The 17630-nt window shown below is 64.1% G+C and carries 13 protein-coding genes; 7 read left to right on the top strand and 6 right to left on the bottom strand.

The annotated features are described in order from the left end of the window. Positions 1–45 precede the first annotated feature (45 nt). The 4 genes from metF to N436_RS09455 all read left to right on the top strand — a co-directional run bounded on the left by metF (position 46) and on the right by N436_RS09455 (position 5036). Positions 46–891 (top strand): methylenetetrahydrofolate reductase [NAD(P)H], encoded by an 846-nt coding sequence (gene metF / locus N436_RS09440; RefSeq protein WP_105946367.1) that lies wholly within the window; start codon positions 46–48, stop codon positions 889–891. 93 nt (positions 892–984) lie between these two features. Beyond that, positions 985–2058 carry a hypothetical protein gene (locus N436_RS09445; RefSeq protein WP_110740862.1) on the top strand — a complete coding sequence of 358 codons (1074 nt, stop codon included), beginning with the start codon at positions 985–987 and terminating at the stop codon, positions 2056–2058. Positions 2059–2124: 66 nt separating this feature from the next. Continuing rightward, positions 2125–2913, top strand: coding sequence for an ABC transporter substrate-binding protein (locus N436_RS09450; RefSeq protein ID WP_105946369.1), 789 nt, complete (start codon positions 2125–2127; stop codon positions 2911–2913). Between the two features lie 218 nt (positions 2914–3131). Next, positions 3132–5036, top strand: a complete 1905-nt coding sequence (locus N436_RS09455) for a DEAD/DEAH box helicase (RefSeq protein WP_105946370.1) — start codon at positions 3132–3134, stop codon at positions 5034–5036. Between the two features lie 153 nt (positions 5037–5189). Here N436_RS09455 and N436_RS09460 read toward each other — a convergent pair whose 3' ends face one another. The 3 genes from N436_RS09460 to N436_RS09470 form a co-directional block, all read right to left on the bottom strand. Beyond that, on the bottom strand, positions 5190–5768 hold the full coding sequence (locus tag N436_RS09460) for a YceI family protein (RefSeq protein WP_025340897.1): 579 nt from the start codon (positions 5766–5768) through the stop codon (positions 5190–5192). A 32-nt stretch (positions 5769–5800) separates the two neighbouring features. Further along, complete coding sequence (locus tag N436_RS09465) at positions 5801–6352, bottom strand: cytochrome b (protein ID WP_019096619.1); 552 nt, start codon at positions 6350–6352, stop codon at positions 5801–5803. 191 nt (positions 6353–6543) lie between these two features. Continuing rightward, positions 6544–8400, bottom strand: coding sequence for a flavin monoamine oxidase family protein (locus N436_RS09470; protein WP_110740863.1), 1857 nt, complete (start codon positions 8398–8400; stop codon positions 6544–6546). Positions 8401–8610: 210 nt separating this feature from the next. Between N436_RS09470 and N436_RS09475 the strand changes: the two genes are divergently transcribed. The 3 genes from N436_RS09475 to N436_RS09490 all read left to right on the top strand — a co-directional run bounded on the left by N436_RS09475 (position 8611) and on the right by N436_RS09490 (position 11484). Then, on the top strand, positions 8611–9102 hold the full coding sequence (locus N436_RS09475; protein ID WP_110740864.1) for a hypothetical protein: 492 nt from the start codon (positions 8611–8613) through the stop codon (positions 9100–9102). Between the two features lie 79 nt (positions 9103–9181). Next, complete coding sequence (locus N436_RS09480; protein ID WP_110740865.1) at positions 9182–10588, top strand: adenosylmethionine--8-amino-7-oxononanoate transaminase; 1407 nt, start codon at positions 9182–9184, stop codon at positions 10586–10588. 176 nt (positions 10589–10764) lie between these two features. Then, positions 10765–11484 carry a 16S rRNA (uracil(1498)-N(3))-methyltransferase gene (locus N436_RS09490; RefSeq protein WP_110740867.1) on the top strand — a complete coding sequence of 240 codons (720 nt, stop codon included), beginning with the start codon at positions 10765–10767 and terminating at the stop codon, positions 11482–11484. Here N436_RS09490 and N436_RS09495 read toward each other — a convergent pair whose 3' ends face one another. From N436_RS09495 to N436_RS09505, 3 genes are all read right to left on the bottom strand, one after another. Further along, complete coding sequence (locus N436_RS09495) at positions 11485–12102, bottom strand: hemolysin III family protein (protein WP_060501040.1); 618 nt, start codon at positions 12100–12102, stop codon at positions 11485–11487. Between the two features lie 107 nt (positions 12103–12209). After that, positions 12210–12683 carry a chemotaxis protein CheW gene (locus tag N436_RS09500; RefSeq protein WP_060501042.1) on the bottom strand — a complete coding sequence of 158 codons (474 nt, stop codon included), beginning with the start codon at positions 12681–12683 and terminating at the stop codon, positions 12210–12212. Further along, positions 12676–17625, bottom strand: coding sequence for an Hpt domain-containing protein (locus N436_RS09505; RefSeq protein ID WP_110740868.1), 4950 nt, complete (start codon positions 17623–17625; stop codon positions 12676–12678). Before N436_RS09505 ends, N436_RS09500 begins: the two co-directional genes overlap by 8 nt. Positions 17626–17630: the final 5 nt, after the last annotated feature.

Genomic DNA, 17630 nt, shown 5'->3' on the forward strand with positions numbered 1-17630 from the left:
TACTTGCAGCCTGCCGCTTGAAGCAGGCTGCTTGAGGAACGAGTGATGTCACAAGAACGCCGCTACAGTTTCGAGTTCTTCCCGACCAAGACCGACGCCGGTCACGAAAAGCTGATGGGCGTTGCCCGCCAGCTGGCCACCTACAACCCGGACTTCTTCTCCTGCACCTACGGCGCCGGCGGCTCCACACGCGACCGCACGCTGAACACCGTGCTGCAGCTGGAAAACGAAGTGAAGGTACCTGCCGCGCCGCACCTGTCGTGCGTGGGCGACTCCAAGGATGACCTGCGCGCCCTGCTGGCCGAGTACAAGGCCGCCGGCATCAAGCGCATCGTCGCCCTGCGTGGCGACCTGCCGTCGGGCATGGGCATGGCCAGTGGCGAACTGCGCTACGCCAGCGACCTGGTCGAGTTCATCCGCCAGGAAACCGCCGATCACTTCCACCTGGAAGTGGCCGCCTACCCTGAGATGCACCCACAGGCGCGCAACTTCGAGGCCGACCTGGCCAACTTCGTGCACAAGGTCAAGGCCGGTGCCGACAGCGCCATTACCCAGTACTTCTTCAACGCCGACAGCTACTTCTACTTCGTCGAGCGCGCACAGAAGCTGGGCGTGGACATCCCGGTGGTGCCTGGCATCATGCCAATCACCAACTACAGCAAGCTGGCCCGCTTCTCCGACGCCTGTGGCGCCGAGATCCCGCGCTGGATCCGCAAGCAGCTGGAAGCCTATGCCGACGACACCGCCAGCATCCAGGCCTTCGGCGAAGAAGTGATCACCCGCATGTGCGAACAGCTGCTGCAAGGCGGCGCGCCGGGCCTGCACTTCTACACCTTGAACCAGGCCGAACCGAGCCTGGCGATCTGGAACAACCTCAAGCTGCCGCGCTGAAATCTTTTGGCAAAGTCTGCTTAAGAAATGATTAAGGCTTTGGTCATAGACTAAAGCCTTATTCATTTTCGGGTTACACAGGTCTTGCCTGCCATGCAGCATCCCCAGCCACCGCGTCCACAGCTTGTCTACCTGGCTTTTGGCCCGGCAACCTATCACCAGGAAGCCTGCTTCAGCATCGTCAGCGCCCTTGCCCACCTGGGTACGGCACGTGAAGCCATGGACATCCAGGTGTACACCGACAACCCGCAGCCCTATGCCAAACTGCCTGTCAGCATCCACCCGCTGGACGAAGCCACGCGCCAGGCATGGAACGCCCCCCACGGTTATCACTTTCGCAGCAAGCACGTGCTGTTGCGCCAGGTGCTGCAGCAACACCCGCTGGCGGTGCTGATCGACACCGATACCTTTTTCCGCACCTCGCCACTGCAACTGTTCGCCCGCGTAGCCCCGGGCAAGCTGCTGTGCAATGCCATCGGCCCGCGCTACGGCGCGAACCAGAAGTGCCTGCTGTACAAGAACCTGCTGACCATTTTGCAAGGCCGGGGCCTGGCCGACTGCCAGATGCCACTGATCAACTCCGGCGTGATCGGCCTCACGGCCGAGGACGCCAGCACACTGGACAGTTCCATCGCCATGATGGACGAGTTCTACCCGCTGGCGCGCGAGGCCTACACGCTAGAAGAGTTCTGCCTGGCAGTGGCGGCATACCGTAGGCTGGAGGTGGCCGAGTGCACCGATGTCATCCACCACTACTGGAGCCGCAAGGCGCAATTCCGCGCCAAGATCCAGGCCTGGCTGCGCAAGCACGGCCACGACCCGCTGGGCCAGGCGGCGCTGGCTGACGTCAAGCTGGTCAACGACCAGCTACCGCGGCCACCCGCACTGCACCGCCTGGGCTACAAGGCGTTGAGCATGACCCTGCCCAGGCACGAGCGCCAGTTCGCCCGCGAGCTGCTCTATGGCTGCTACCCCTACCCCAATGAGTTCGACCGCGCCTGCGCGCCGGCCTGGTGGGACAAGGCCCTGGAAAACCTCAACGCCCGCTGCGGCCAGCTGCAGCCCGAGCAACTGCGCCAGTGCTTGCGCCACCCGGGGCTGCGGCTGTCGCTGGGTGAGCGGCGCAAGGAAATCGAGACACATTTGCTGAGGTCCTCCCACATTTGAGTGGGCCGGCACAGGAGAACACCAGCTCCTCTGGCCTAGAACAGGCCGAGCGCGTAATCTCCGGCCATGCCACTCGTCGCCCGCCTGTTCTGCACCCTGCTGCTCGCCTGCCTGAGCCCGTCGGCTTTGGGCGAGCGTCTGCGCCTGGTGTCCGATGACTGGGCACCCTACATCTACCAGCAGAATGGCCAACCCCACGGCATCGACTACGAAGTCACCACCGAGGTGTTCAAACGCCTCGGCGTCCAGGTGGAATGGCAGTTCCTTCCATGGAAGCGCTGCCTGGCAATGATCGAGCAAGGCCTGGCCGACGGGATTCTGGACATCTTCCAGACCGAAGCCCGACGCCCCTACCTGGTCTATGCCCCCGAGCCCTTGTCGCAAGTCGAATTCGTGTTGTTCCAGGCGCGCGCACGCCGCCACCCTGTGACCGGCCCAGACGACCTCGCAGGCCTCACCATCGGCACCTCGCCCGGCTATGCCTACGGCGCCGCGTTCAACGAGGCCACACATTTCCGTCGGGAAGCCGCACCCACCCAGGAAGCCAACTTCGGCAAGCTGCTGCTGGGCCGTATCGACCTGGCAATCACCGATCGCAAGGTTGGTCATTACCTGCTCCGGCAACTGGGCCTGGAACAGCAAGTCGAGGCGCTGCCGTTGGTGATCAACCGCCAGGCCCAGTACCTGGGGCTGGTACGCAAACCCGGGCGTGAGGCATTGGCCCAGGCCTTTGCCGAAGAACTGCAGCGTTTCAAACAGGAACCGGCCTTTGCCGCCATCAGCCAGCGCTACACAGGCGACATCGGAAACATTCTCAACGCCGTTGAGCAGCAGGAAAGCAGCACAGCGCGTTAGCTCTGTTATACTCGGGCCTTCCCGCCCGGCTCACGCCCGGACGCTCGGCCTCGCAACAGGCATCCCGATCGGCACCGACGCCCCTTCGCGTCCACCCTCCGTTTCCCGGATGTGCAGTGAAAGCCCAGCTGGACCGGACGCGATCGCATCCCACCGATGCCCGTCGCGCCAGGCAGAACATCCCAACGGGCCCAGCCCACACGAGAACAGGATCGCCCATGTCCTTTGCTTCCCTCGGTCTCTCCGAGGCTCTTGTCCGCGCTATCGAGGCTGCGGGCTATACCCAGCCGACCCCCGTGCAACAGCGGGCCATTCCCGCCGTGTTGCAAGGCCGTGACCTGATGGTTGCCGCACAGACAGGTACTGGTAAAACCGGCGGTTTCGCCCTGCCGATTCTCGAGCGCCTGTTCCCGACCGGCCACCCCGACAAGTCGCAACGTCATGGCCCGCGCCAGCCGCGCGTGCTGGTCCTGACCCCGACCCGCGAACTGGCAGCCCAGGTGCACGACAGCTTCAAGGTGTATGCCCGCGACCTGCCACTGGTCAGCGCCTGCATCTTCGGCGGCGTTGGCATGAACCCGCAGATCCAGGCCATCGCCAAAGGCGTTGACGTGCTGGTTGCCTGCCCGGGCCGCCTGCTCGACCTGGCCGGACAAGGCAAGGTCGACCTGGCCCACGTGGAAATCCTGGTGCTCGACGAAGCCGACCGCATGCTCGACATGGGCTTCATCCACGACGTCAAGAAAGTACTGGCCCGCCTGCCGGCCAAGCGCCAGAACCTGCTGTTCTCGGCCACCTTCTCCAAGGACATCACCGACCTCGCCGACAAGCTTCTGCATAACCCGGAGCGTATCGAGGTCACCCCGCCGAACACCACGGTCGAACGTATCGAGCAACGCGTCTACCGCCTGCCTGCCAGCCACAAGCGCGCGCTGCTGGCACACCTGATTACCCTGGGTGCCTGGGAGCAGGTGCTGGTGTTCACCCGTACCAAGCACGGCGCCAACCGCCTGGCCGAATACCTGGAAAAGCACGGCCTGACCGCCGCTGCGATCCACGGCAACAAGAGCCAGAACGCCCGCACCAAGGCGCTGGCCGACTTCAAGGCCAACAGCGTGCGCGTGCTGGTTGCCACCGACATCGCCGCCCGCGGCCTGGACATCGACCAACTGCCTCATGTGGTCAACTTCGAGCTGCCCAATGTCGAGGAAGATTACGTTCACCGCATTGGCCGTACCGGCCGTGCCGGTCGTTCGGGCGAGGCGATTTCCATGGTCGCGCCAGATGAAGAGAAGCTGCTCAAGAGCATCGAACGGGTGACCAAGCAGCGCATCCCGGATGGCGACCTGATGGGCTTTGACGCCAGCCAGGTAGAAGCCGAAAAGCCTGAAGTGCGCGAGCGCCCGCAAAACAACGGGCGCGGTGGCCGTAACCAGCAGGCCCGTGGCGAAGGCGGCAAAGACGCCAACGGCGGCCGCAAGGACAAAGGCAAGGATAAAGGCAAGGCCAAGCAGCAGGCTGCGGACAAGCCGGCCGACAAGGAAAAGAGCGGCGACAAGCAACAGCAGCCACGCAAGCCGCGTGACAAGAAGCCGCGCCAGCAGCAACAGCAGCAGGCCAGCAACAGCAGCGTACCGAAAGCGCCAGCCGACCGTGACCCGGAAGAGTTCCTGGACGACGATATCGACAACTTCGGTAACCGTGCTGACTACGTCAGCCCCTACCAGGGCAAGAACCAGGGCCGCAACCGCCGCCCAGGTGGTGGTGCCGGGCAAGGTCAGGGCCAAGGCAATGGCCAGCGCAGCAATGCTGGTGGCCAGGGTCAGGCCCGCAGTGGTGGCCAACAGCGCAGCGGTAGCGGTGGCGGCGAAAAACGCCCACCTCGCGCCAACAACGGTGGCGGTGCCCGCCGTGATGGTGGCGGCGCAGGCCGTGGCCGCCCTGCCCGTGACGATGCCGCCCGGCAAGAGCCGGCCGTGCGCAACCCGCGCCAGCCGGAAAAACAGCCGGTGATCATCCGCAAGGAATCCAAACTCGACCGTTACCCAACGCCTGAGCAGCTGGATGACCTGCCAAGCCGCCCGCGCGGTGAGCGCCCGGCGCTGCTGACCCGTAAGGGCTGATACGACAGGGGGCCGCTTTGCGGCCCTTTCGCGACACAAGGCCGCTCCCACAGGTATTGCGCAGTACATGAAATCTGCGCAATACCTGTGGGAGCGGCCTTGTGTCGCGAAAGGGCTGCGAAGCAGCCCCCTCGACATTTCAGCTACAGCAGATTACTTCTGCTTCACGCCTTCAACACTGATGTCCAGGTCCAGGGTCTGCGAAGTAGCACCCGGGCCTTTGATACCGAAGTCGTTCAGGTTCAGGGTGGTGGTGGCGTTGAAGCCAGCACGCTCGCCGCCCCATGGGTCCTTGCCTTCGCCATTGAAGGTAGCCTTGAAGGTGACCGGCTTGGTCACGCCGTGCATGGTCAGGTCGCCAGTCACGTCAGCCGTCTTGTCGCCAGTCGACTTGACGCTGGTGGAGACGAACTTGGCTTCCGGGTACTTCTTCACGTCGAGGAAATCGGCACTGGCGATGTGCTTGTCACGCTCGGCGTGGTTCGACCACAGGCTGGCGGTTTTCAGGTCGACGTTGATCTTGCTGGCTTCAGGCTTGGCGCTGTCCCAAGTGAAGTTACCGTCGAAGTCCTTGAAGGTACCGTGGATGAAGCTGTAGCCCAGGTGGCTGATTTTCCAGTCAACGAACGCGTGCTGGCCTTCCTTGTCGATCTTGTACTCGGCAGCCATGGCCTGGCCAGCGGAGAGCAGTGCGGTACCGAGCGCCAGAGCGGCAAAAGTCTTTTTCAACATCCTGTTCCTTCCTATGCAATTGAGGTTGAGGGTCAAGCTTTGCGGCCCAGCATGCGGGTCAGGGTCGCGTCACGGTCGATGAAATGGTGCTTGAGCGCTGCCAAGGCATGCAGCACGGCAAAAATGACCAGGCCCCAGGCCAGCCACAGGTGAATCACACCCGCCACGTCTGCCTGATCGGGCAAGTCGCTGATCAATGCCGGCACTTCGAACAGGCCGAACACCGGAATGCCGACGCCGTCGGCGGTGGAAATCAGGTAACCGGCCGCCATCACCGCAAACAGCCCAAGGTACAGGGCCAGGTGCCCCAGCTTGGCCGCCAGGCGGGTGAAGGCGCCATGGTTGGCCGGCGCCGGAGGTGGCGGGCTGACGAAACGCCAGACTACGCGCAGCAACATCACCGCCAACAGCACCAGGCCGATGCTCTTGTGCAGGTCCGGGCCGGCTTTGCGCCAAGGGCTGTAATAGTCGAGGCCGACCATCCACAAGCCCAGGCCGAACAGGCCGAAGACTGCCAGCGCCACACCCCAGTGCAGGATGATGCTGACCACGCCGTAGCGAGAAGATGAATTGCGCAGTTGCATGTTGGCGTGTTTCCCCGTGAAAGCTGTACACAGACTAACGCGAAATGTATCGAAGAAAAGCGGAAAAAATTGCTTCGGATTATCAAGAAATCCGATAGTTATTCTGTAAGCTTCCCATTAAGGAAACATTAACGATAGCCGGAGCGCTCAGGGTTGCCAGTGCCGGCCCTATCGCCGGCACTGGCAACAAATCAACCCGCCTTGGCCTGGGTATTGGCCACAGGTTTCTTGGTCGGTTCGGACTTGGCAGTCGCCTTCTTGGTCTCGGCAGGCTTGTGCGCGGGTTTGTGCGCCGGCGCATGCTTGGCCGGGGCCGCCTTGGTCGCTGCTGGCTTGGCAGCCGCCTCCTTGACCGCAGGAGCAGGTGCAACCGGGGCCGGCGCGGCTTGTGGAGCTGGCGCGGGTGCCGGCGCCACTTCCTCAGCCTTGGCGATCGGCACGGCCTTCACCTCTGGCGTGTCCGCCCCGCCAAACAGGCGCTTGAAGAAGCCCGGCTTGTCCTGCTTGGCCTCTTCGACCTTTTTCGGCTCCTCTTTCACTGGCGCCTTGTCAGCCTTGTCGGACGAACCACCGAACAGATTGGAGAAGAAACCGCCCTTGCTTTCCTTGGCGGCCACCGCACCGGCTGCCGCTGCCGCCGCAACCGGCGCCGCTTTGGCCGGGTCGAACGACTTGCCGGCCAACAGGTCCTGCACCTGGCTGGCCGCACGCTGGCCGCTGCGCAGGGCACCTTCCAGGGTGCCAGGGTACAGGGCATCGGTATGCTCACCGGCAAAGGTGATGCGTTGCACCGGGCGCTCCCACAAGCGCCAGTACTTGCTGATCTGCCCTGGGCCATAAGCCAGGTAAGCGCCGCCGGTGCCGGCGTCGGTGCTGTAGCGCTTGAGCTCGTAACCGGTAAACGCACCACGGGCCTGTGGGTAGAACGCATGCAGGCGGATCAGCACCTGGTCGACCATCTGCTTGTCGCCAAATGCCTGCAGCAGGCGGGCGTTGTCGCCGGACAGGTTGATCACCACGTTGGCGCCGCCCTTGAGCGCTGGTTCGATCCACAGCATGCCGAGGCCGGCGTTACTGAAGATTTCGCCCGACATGCGTGCGCGGCTTTCCCACACCGGCTTTTTGAACTTGAGCATCAGCTGGTCGCGCCAGCCATAGTTGGTGCCCTTCAACGCTGCCAGGTGCTGGTTGTCCAGGCCCGGGGTCATCTGGATCTTGGCCAGGGCGCGCAGCGGCACGGCCATGACCAGGTAATCGGCCTGGTAGCCGACGCTGCCGACTTTTACCGTTACCCCGTCCTTGTCCTGGACGATGGCGGTAACCGGCGAGCTGGTCTTGATGGTTTTCAGCTGTTTGACGAAAGCCTGGGCCAGCACCGGGCTGCCACCTGGCAGGCGTGCGGCACGCAGGTCGCGGTCGCTGACGCCACGGTACACGCGGTTCTGCTGGGCGAAGTACAGCAGCGACAGGCGCGACGGCTCATCGTAGCGGGTACGGATCTGTTGGTTGACCAGCTGACGGGCCGTGGCCGGCAGCTGCAACTTGTCGAGCCAGGTGGAGACGTTGATCTGGTCGAGGGCAAACAATGTGCTGGTTGCCTGCGGGTTCAGCGGGTCGTCGATGGAGCGGGCCAGGTCGTCGAGGGTTTTCTCGTAACGCTTGAGTGCTTCGGCGGTAGCCGGCTGCTTGGTGGCCAGGTCGGTGGCGCTGAAATACTCGCCGTCGATCAGGTAACCGGGGGTACGCACGAACTCCGGCGCCGGCAGTGTTTCAAGCTTGAAACGGTCCAGGTACTGATTAAGCACCGGCTGCGCCTTGGCGTTGCCGATCCATTCGCTGGTGGCCAGGCCCGAACGCCCGCCCATGCCCGATTTGGCTTCCAGCAGGGTCACCTGCCAGCCTTTGTTCTGCAGCTCGTAGGCTGCCGTCAGGCCTGCCAGGCCGCCACCCACCACGATTGCCGTGGGCGTCTTGTCCTTTGCCAGCGCGGCGCCGCTGGACACACCAATCAATACCAACGCGCACAGGCGCACCCAAGCAGCAGCCATGTCGGCGAACTCCGAGTCAGAGGTTACAGATACGGGAAGAGGCAGGAATGCCCCGAGAGAGATGCGTTAAGAATACGTCACCTCCACCAACCCTGCCAGCGCAGTGACATCAAGTGCTTTTGGCAACTGACATTTTTGCCAGTAGCCCTGTCACACAGCGGCAGGTAAAACTGACGAAGGTGGCCAGAGCCCCGCCAGGAGGGCACGAACATGATCTTCGAGGAGCACTTTCAACACGTCGAACGGCAGTTTTTGTGGCACAAGCAAACGCTTAAAACAGCCTCTGGCCTGAGTATCCGCTCCAACAGCACCTCATGGGCCGGCTTTCATGAAGCGTTCAAGGGCGAAGACGGCACCGAACTGGTCATTGGTGAGCACAGCGATGTGGAGATCACCTTCGCTCAGGAAGTCGAGTGCCTGCGGCTGGAGTACTATGTGGTCAGCGATTTCCTCTGTGACGACCTGCACATGCTGTTCGATGCCGAAAACCATCATTACGACCTGGTCGCCCCTGCGCCACGTAACTTCTACTGGCTCACGCTGGAAGGCAGCGGGTTTCACGACCTGCGGCCCGGCCCCATCGCCACACACCCTTACCATCAGGTAATCGACGGACCATTTCGGCGCCTGACCATCTCCACTTCACAGGCCGGGACCGTGCACATCCGCCGCCTCGAATGGACCGGCACCCACCGGCACTGAACCACGATGGTTGTCCTGCCCTGCGGCATTGCTTAGGCTTACGCGGTCGAACCACGCCGCAAAGCCAGGAGAAGTGCCCATGGGCCTCAATGATCAGTGGATGCAACGCGACCTCAAGGTCCTGTGGCACCCCTGCACCCAGATGAAAGACCACGAGCAGCTGCCGCTGATCCCGATCAAGCGCGGCGAAGGCGTGTGGCTGGAGGACTTCGAAGGCAAGCGCTACCTGGACGCGGTGAGCAGCTGGTGGGTCAACGTGTTCGGCCATGCCAACCCGCGCATCAACCAGCGTATCAAGGACCAGGTCGACCAGCTGGAACATGTGATTCTGGCCGGGTTCAGCCACCAGCCGGTGATCGAGTTGTCCGAGCGCCTGGTGGCCATGACCCCGGCCGGGCTCGACCGGGTGTTCTATGCCGACAATGGCTCGTCGTGCATCGAAGTGGCGCTGAAGATGAGCTTCCATTACTGGCAAAACGTCGGCAAGCCAGGCAAGAAGCGCTTCGTTACCCTGACCAACAGCTACCACGGCGAAACCATTGCCGCCATGTCGGTGGGCGATGTGCCGCTGTTCACCGAAACCTACAAGGCGCTGCTGCTGGACACCCTCAAGGTGCCCAGCCCCGACTGCTACCTGCGCCCCGAGGGCATGAGCTGGGAAGAGCACTCGCGCAACATGTTCCAGGCCATGGAACAGACCCTGGCCGAGCATCACGCCTCCATCAGCGCCGTGATCGTCGAGCCACTGATCCAGGGCGCTGGCGGCATGCGCATGTACCACCCGGTGTACCTCAAGCTGCTGCGTGAGGCCTGCGACCGCTACGACGTGCACCTGATCCACGACGAGATCGCGGTGGGCTTTGGCCGCACCGGTACGATGTTCGCGTGTGAACAGGCGGGCATCCGCCCGGACTTCCTGTGCCTGTCCAAGGCCCTGACCGGGGGTTACCTGCCGTTGGCCGCCTGCCTGACCACCGACAAGGTGTACCAGGCGTTCTACGACGACTACCCGACCCTGCGCGCGTTCCTCCACTCGCACAGCTACACCGGCAACCCGCTGGCGTGTGCTGCGGCGCTGGCGACCCTCGACATCTTTGAGCAGGACAACGTGATCGAGGCCAACAAGGCCTTGGCTACGCGCATGGCAACGGCGACTGCACACCTGGCCGATCATGCCCACGTTGCCGAGATTCGCCAGACCGGCATGGCCCTGGCCATCGAGATGGTCAAGGACAAGGCAGGAAAAGTTGCCTACCCGTGGCAGGAGCGGCGTGGCCTGAAAGTATTCGAGCATGCCCTGACGCGCGGCGCCCTGCTGCGGCCGCTGGGCAGCGTGGTGTATTTCCTGCCGCCGTACGTGATCACGCCCGAGCAGATCGACTTCCTGGCGGAAGTGGCCAGTGAAGGCATCGACATTGCTACCCGGGAAAGCGTCAGCGTTGCCGTGCCGGCCAACTTCCACCCCGACTTCCGCGACCCGGGCTAAATCCGTTTGCCAATACACAGAACCTTGTGGGAGCGGCCTTGTGTCGCGAAAGGGTCGCGAAGCGGCCCCAGGTTCTTAGCTTCGCAGCAGAGATTGCCGGGGCCGCTTTGCGGCCCTTTCGCGACACAAGGCCGCTCCCACAAGGGGCCAAGTACACCCTTTTTGACGAGCACCCCATGAGACTGTCCCGCTTCTTCATCGACGCCCCCCTGAGCCTTGGCGAGCACGACCTGCCCGAAGCCCAGGCCCACTACATCGGCCGCGTACTGCGCATGGCCCCCGGCGACGCCGTGCAGCTGTTCGACGGCAGCGGCCAGGAATACCTCGGCCAGTTGCTCGAAGTGGGCAAGAAAACCGTACGCGTCAACCTTGACCAGGCACTGCCTGGCCAGGCCGATTCGCCACTGCATGTACACCTCGGTCAGGGCCTGTCCCGTGGCGAGCGCATGGACTGGGCGATCCAGAAAGCCACCGAACTGGGCGCCAACGAAATCACCCCGATCGTCAGCGAGCGCTGCGAAGTGCGGCTGAAGGACGAACGCGCCGACAAACGCCTGGCCCACTGGCGCCAAGTGGCAATCAGCGCTTGTGAACAATGCGGCCGCTCGACCTTGCCCGTCATCCACCCACCGGTCACCCTGGCCGAGTGGCTGAACAGCACCAAGGCCGAGCTGAAACTGGTGCTGCACCCGGTGGCCGAGCCACTCACCAGCCACGACAAGCCTGCCACCCTGGCCTTCCTGATCGGCCCCGAAGGCGGCCTGAGCGAAGCCGAAGTCGAGCAGGCCAAAGCATCCGGCTTCCACGCCGCACGCCTCGGCCCACGGGTACTGCGCACCGAGACCGCGCCAGTGGTGGCGCTGTCGGTGGCACAACAGCTTTGGGGCGATTTTTAACTAGCGTACGTAGAACGACACCGCCACGAAGTGCATGAGGCTGCCGGCGATCACGAACAAGTGCCAGATGCCGTGCCCGTGGCGCAAGCGGCTGTCCAAGGCGAAGAAGATGATGCCGACGGTGTAGAACACCCCGCCGGCAGCCAGCCAGGCAAAACCGGCAGTGCCCAGCGAGTGGAGCAATGGATTGACCGCCACCAGCACGATCCAGCCCATCACCGCGTAGATGATGATCGACAGAATCCGCGCCTCGGAGCGCGGTTTGATCTCTTGCAGCATGCCGATTACCGCCAGCCCCCAGACCACGCCAAACAGGCTCCAGCCCCAGGGGCCGCGCAGGCTGACCAGGCAGAAGGGTGTGTAGCTGCCGGCGATCAGCAGGTAGATCGACAGGTGATCGAGCTTGCGCATGATCACCTTCGCCCGCCCGCGGGTGCTGTGGTACAGGGTGGAGATGCTGTACAGCAACAACAGCGTGCTGCCGTAGATGGAGAAACTGACAATCTTCCACGGGTCGCCTTGCAGGCCCGCGACCACGATCAGCCAGATCGCACCGATACAGGCCAGAACAGCACCGACCAGGTGGGTCCAGGCGTTGAAGCGTTCACCGTAATACATGCAAACACAGACCTCCCCCAACAGCTGTAAGTTTCAAGCGGCAAGCAGCAAGTGAATCGCGATAGCATTGATGTCACCGCTCTGGCTTGCAACTTTCCGCTTGCAGCTTACAGCGCTCCTGGTTGCAGTTCCGCGTCACGCACCAGCCTTTCCAGCCCAGCCAGGTCCGGCACCCGCGCCACTTGCTCCCCCACCTGCACCGCCGCCAGCTCCAGGCGCCCCAGCGCCACATCCACATAATTCAGCTGGCTGTCGAGCTTGCACGAACGCGGAATGTCCTGCAGCAACAGCGCCAAATAACGCAGCCCGGTGTCGCCCAGGGCATTGAGCACCACAACCCGCGCCCGCTCGCCGCACGGCGTCTCACCACCACACGCCGCTTCGAACCCTATAAGCGGCAGGCGCTGCTGTCGCCAGTCGATCCAGCCCAGGTGCCAGGCCGGCTCACCGCGCTGGCACACCAAATTGCGCTGGCCGCTCAACTCGGCCACCGCCACGTTGGGCAACACCAGGGTGCGGTCGCCCAAGGGCAGCAACAGCCCGGTCAGGCTGCTGCGCTGCCCGGCAATCAGTTCAAGCATGGGGCTGGCTCCAGTGTGCAATGCTCTGCAGCAACAACGACTCCTGATACGGCTTGCCCAGGTATTCGTTGACGCCAATGGCCATGGCGCGGTCGCGGTGCTTCTGCCCGGTACGCGAGGTAATCATGATGATCGGCAGGTCTTTCAGCCGTGCGTCACGGCGAATGCGGGTGGCCACCTCGAAGCCGTCCATGCGCGGCATCTCGATATCCAGCAGCAACACGTCCGGGCGGTGCTCTTCCAGCAAGGCCATGGCATCGACCCCGTCCTTGGCCGTCAGCACGCTCATGCCGTGGCGTTCCAGCAAGCGGCTGGTGACCTTGCGCACAGTCACCGAGTCGTCCACCACCATCACCAACAATGCGCGGCGCGGCACCGGGCCGAGCAACTGGCGCGGGGTGCCGCCACCGGGCAAACGGGCCAGGCGCCGCTGCTGGCCGCGCAGTTGGCCAAGCAGGTCGAGAATCAGCACGACCCGGCCATCGCCCAGCAGCGTCGCCCCCGACAGCCCGGCAACCGCAGCAAACTGCGGCCCCAGGCTCTTCACCACGATTTCGCGGCTGGGCGACAGGCTATCGGCCTGAATGGCGAACGATTGCTCCTTGGCGTGCACCAGCAGCACCGGCAACGGCACACTCTGCCCCAGCAAGGCCGGACGCGGCAGGCCTTGCAGCAACTCGCCCAGATAACGCAGCTCGTATTCATGGCCGGCATAAACATAGCGGGGCGGGTCCAGCTGATAGCACGCCGCCAGCTCTGCCGGCGGCACACGGACGATGCCCTCGATGGTATTCAGCGGGATCGCGTACTGCTCTTCGCCCAAATGCACCATCAGCGCACGGTTGATCGATACGGTGAACGGCAGGCGGATCAAGAAGCGTGCGCCCTTGCCCTGGGCCGACTCGATGCTCATCGAGCCCCCCAACTGCTTGACCTCTTCGTGCACCACGTCCATGCCCAGGCCACGCCCGGAAATCTGGGTGATCTTTTCAGCGGTGGAAAAGCCCGGGCGCAGGATGAACTGCAAGATCTCGTGATCGCTCAGCTGTGCCTGCGGGTCCAGCAGGCCACGCTTGATGGCCTTGCGCCGCACGGCTTCAAGAGGCACACCGGCACCGTCGTCGGTCATTTCGATGACGATATCGGCGCCTTCGTGCAGCAGGTTCAGGTGAATGGTGCCCTGCTCCGGCTTACCGGCAGCCAGGCGCGCTTCGCGGCTTTCCAGGCCATGGTCAACGGCGTTGCGCAGCATGTGCTCAAGCGGTGCCACCATGCGCTCCAGCACACTGCGGTCCAGTTCACCTTCGGCATTGCCGACCACCAGTTCTACCTGCTTGCCCAGCTCGCTGGCCACCTGCCGCACCACGCGCTGCAAGCGCGGCACAAGGCGCTCGAAGGGCACCATCAGGGTGGCGGTCAGGCCCTCCTGCAACTGGCTGTTCACCCGCGCCTGCTGCTGCAGCAGGCTGTAGGCCTCCTGGGCACGCTGAGCCAGGGTTTCCTTCAGGTCGAGCAAGTCCGAGGCGGACTCGAACAAGGCCCGCGACAACTGCTGTAACTGAGAATGGCGGTCCATTTCCAGCGGATCGAAATCGTCATAGGCATCGCCTTCGAACTGCTGGCGACTGGAGATTCGCCCTTGGGTCTCGATGTCCAGGCGCAGCAGCTGGTCGCGCATGCGCTCAAGGGTGGTTTCCATCTCGTTGAGGGTGAACTGTGCATCGTTGACTTGCTGCTCGATGCGCCCACGAATGATCGAATGCTCACCCGCCAGGTTACCCAGGTCGTCGAGCAACTCGGCATCGACCTTGACCATGTCGCCTGGCGCCCGCTCTGGCGCTGCTGTCGGCACCTCGCTGGCGGCGGCTTCGACCGGCCCCTGGCCGGCAGCACTGTCGGTCAGGGCCGCGCTGCTGAAGTTACGGATATAGTCGATCAGCGCCGTGGCGGCATGCAGTGGCTGCCCCAGGCGCACGGCATCGAGCATGTGCGCCAGGCGGTCGTGGCAGTTTTGCAACAGCGCGAACAAAGGCGCACTCGGCGGCAAGCGGCCGGCAGCCAGCAGTTCGTACAGAAACTCCAGTTCGTGAGCCAGGTCACCGATGGGGGCAATTTCGACCATGCGCGCCACACCCTTGAGGGTGTGCAGGTCGCGCATCAGGTTGTCTACCTCGACGCTGCTGCGCGGGTCGGCCTGCCAGCGCGCCAGGGCTGCGGCGGCGCTTTCGACGATGTCCGAGCTTTCTTCGAGGAACACTTCCAGCAGCTCTTCGCCTGGGCTTTCAGGCTCCTCAACCAGAGGCTCGGTCATGTCAGGCAACTGCGGCTGATGGGGCAGCCCCAGGCCCAGGGTGTCGGCCACGTCCATGTCCGGGTGCAACGGCGTGACCGTGTCGATGCCCACCAGGCCAGTGGCCTCTGGCGCCAAGGCTTGGTCCAGCAGGTTGCGCAGGCCGTCGACCGTTTCTGACCGCGGCGCGATGTCCTGCCCGGCCGCCACTTCATCGAGCATGTCCAGCAGGGCTTCATGGGCACGCCGGGCGTGGGCGAAGAAGCGCGCATTGGCAGGCAGGCTGCCCTCCTCCACGGCGCCATACACATCCAGCAAGGCCTCGCACACATCATCCATCTGCCACAAGTCGGCCAGGTGCGCGGCGTGGCCCAGGGTGGTCAGCTGGTCGAGCAGGGTGTCCAGCGCATCACGCTGCCCAGGCTGTTGCTGCCAGCGCGACAGCAACGACTCGGCATCGAGGAGGATATCCATGGCCTGGGCCAGGAAACTGGCGACCAACTGCGGGTCGCGCTTGCCGCGCCGGACATGCTGCGGGTCGTCATGCAAGCTGGCCAGCCGCGCGTCTACGGCCTGGCCAACCTGTTCGATCAGCTCCGCAGCACCAGGGATGGCGGCCAACGGCGTGCTGTCGAGTTGCGCCAGGCCCAGGTGGAACAGCGAGCGTGCGGCCTCCAGCCATTCGATCTCGGCCATTTGCAGAGGCAGTTGGTGGCCCTTGTATTCCCGGGCCAGGCGGTCGAAGGCGGTGGCCAGCTCGGCGACCGGCATCACCCCGGCCATGGCAGCGCTGCCCTTGAGCGTATGCAGGGCGCGCTGCAGGCCATCGCTGACCGGCGTATCGTGGCCGTCTGCGCCCTGCAGAAACACATCGAGGCTGGCCAGGTGGCCTTGCGCCTCAGTGCGGAAAATATCCAGCAGCTGCGGGTCGAGGCCATCGATATCGGCAGCACCCGGTGCGTCGTTTTCTGCCAGGGCATGCAGGTGCCCAGCCAACTGTTCGATTTCGGTCAGTTGCGGCAACTGGCCAGCCGCAAAGTCGGCCAGCAAATCGGGTAGGTGGACGAACACTTGCTGCAGGGCCACCACGCCCTCCGGGCTCAGCACGCTACGGCCCTCCAGCACCCGGTTCAGCAGGTGCTCGGCGCCCCAGGCCAGCTCGGCCACCGCTTCGGCATGCACCATGCGGCCGCTACCCTTGAGCGTATGCAGCGCACGGCGTACTTCCCCCAGCGCCTCGCGCTGCTGGTTGTCGGCACGCCAGCGCAGCCAGTGCCGCTCGATCTCCGGCAGCAGCTCGCCGGCTTCATCGAGAAATACCTCGCGCAGCTCGTCATCAATGCCGTCGCCATTGGCATCCTGGCCTGCACGGGTGTCGGCCTGCGCACAATACACGCCCAGCGCTGCCAGGCTTGCACGGGCCATGTCGATGAACGGCTGGGCATCCGCCAGCGGGTCGGCCACCCGCCACTGCAGGTAGCATTCGGCGGCACTCATGGCTTCACCCAGGTGGGCCAGCTCATCGGCGGGCGGCTCTACATCCAGGTGCTGCAACCAGCGCTGCACATAGCTGGCGCAGCCGGCGAACAGCTCGGCTACGGCGGGCAGCATCAACATGGCCAGCGCGCCGCGAATCTGCTGCAACAGCCCCGGCAACGGTTGCAGGCGTTGGCGCGGCCAGTCGGACTCCAGGTAGTCGCCGATCAGGTCCTTGGCCTGCTGCAGTACGTTCAGCGATTCGTTCAGCACCAGCTGGCGTATCTCGGCCAGGTCCGAGCCAGGCAGCCCGCCCTGCCCGTTTTCTTCCAGCGGGCCGACCATGCCGTTCAGCGAAGCCTCCACGTACAGCAAGGCGCCCGCCACATCCATCAGTACCGCGTCGTCCACCACGCGCTCGCCCTGGGCCAGGGCCTGCAGCGCCAGCACCTGGTCGATGATAACCCGTCGTGGTTGCTGGAAGCCCAGCACAGCCAGGGTATCAGCCACATGACGCAGCGGCGCCAGCAGGGCATCGAGCTGCTCGCTGTGCTGGCGGTCGCCGCGCACGAACTGGTCCAGACGCTCCTTGATGCGCATCAGGTCGTCGCACAGTGCGGTCACCACCGAGCGCAGGGCATCGCGGCCCGGCCCGGCCTGCAATTGTTCACGCCAATTGCCCAGCGACAGGTCAAGGTTGGCCAGGTCGTCGGACCCGGCAAAACGCTGTGCTGCACCGCTGATCAGGCTGGCTTGGGCCAAGGGCTCGATACCTCGGCAGGCACGTAGCTGATTGAGCAGCGGCAGCATCACCAAGGGCAGGTCGTGGCGGGCACCGCGCAAGCGCTCAAGGTACGAGGGCAATTGCTCCAGGCCACGAAACAGCGCCCCCAGGCAATCGCCCCGTGGGCTGACCTGGCCGTCGGCCAGCGCCTTGGCGAACAGTTCCAGCTCTTCGGCCAGGCGCGTCGCACCGCGCAGCTCAAGCATGCGCAGGCAACCATGTACCTGATGCAGGTTGTCGACCACAAAGGCCAGCATCGACAGGTCGCCCGGTTCGCCGGCAAAACGCTCCAGCGCCTGGCGCGCCTGGCCCAGGCAGTCGAGGATGGCAGCCTTGGTCCAGGCCAGCGCTACCGTGTCGTGGCGCTCGGGACTTACAGCAGCAGAAGCCATGGGCA

Source organism: Pseudomonas sp. RV120224-01b, from assembly GCF_003208145.1.
GTDB lineage: Bacteria > Pseudomonadota > Gammaproteobacteria > Pseudomonadales > Pseudomonadaceae > Aquipseudomonas > Aquipseudomonas monteilii.

Coding starts and splice junctions, on each gene's coding strand:
- metF (WP_105946367.1), top strand. CDS start 46: ATGTCACAAGAACGCCGCTACAGTTTCGAGTTCTTCCCGACCAAGACC.
- N436_RS09445 (WP_110740862.1), top strand. CDS start 985: ATGCAGCATCCCCAGCCACCGCGTCCACAGCTTGTCTACCTGGCTTTT.
- N436_RS09450 (WP_105946369.1), top strand. CDS start 2,125: ATGCCACTCGTCGCCCGCCTGTTCTGCACCCTGCTGCTCGCCTGCCTG.
- N436_RS09455 (WP_105946370.1), top strand. CDS start 3,132: ATGTCCTTTGCTTCCCTCGGTCTCTCCGAGGCTCTTGTCCGCGCTATC.
- N436_RS09460 (WP_025340897.1), bottom strand. CDS start 5,768: ATGTTGAAAAAGACTTTTGCCGCTCTGGCGCTCGGTACCGCACTGCTC.
- N436_RS09465 (WP_019096619.1), bottom strand. CDS start 6,352: ATGCAACTGCGCAATTCATCTTCTCGCTACGGCGTGGTCAGCATCATC.
- N436_RS09470 (WP_110740863.1), bottom strand. CDS start 8,400: ATGGCTGCTGCTTGGGTGCGCCTGTGCGCGTTGGTATTGATTGGTGTG.
- N436_RS09475 (WP_110740864.1), top strand. CDS start 8,611: ATGATCTTCGAGGAGCACTTTCAACACGTCGAACGGCAGTTTTTGTGG.
- N436_RS09480 (WP_110740865.1), top strand. CDS start 9,182: ATGGGCCTCAATGATCAGTGGATGCAACGCGACCTCAAGGTCCTGTGG.
- N436_RS09490 (WP_110740867.1), top strand. CDS start 10,765: ATGAGACTGTCCCGCTTCTTCATCGACGCCCCCCTGAGCCTTGGCGAG.
- N436_RS09495 (WP_060501040.1), bottom strand. CDS start 12,102: ATGTATTACGGTGAACGCTTCAACGCCTGGACCCACCTGGTCGGTGCT.
- N436_RS09500 (WP_060501042.1), bottom strand. CDS start 12,683: ATGCTTGAACTGATTGCCGGGCAGCGCAGCAGCCTGACCGGGCTGTTG.
- N436_RS09505 (WP_110740868.1), bottom strand. CDS start 17,625: ATGGCTTCTGCTGCTGTAAGTCCCGAGCGCCACGACACGGTAGCGCTG.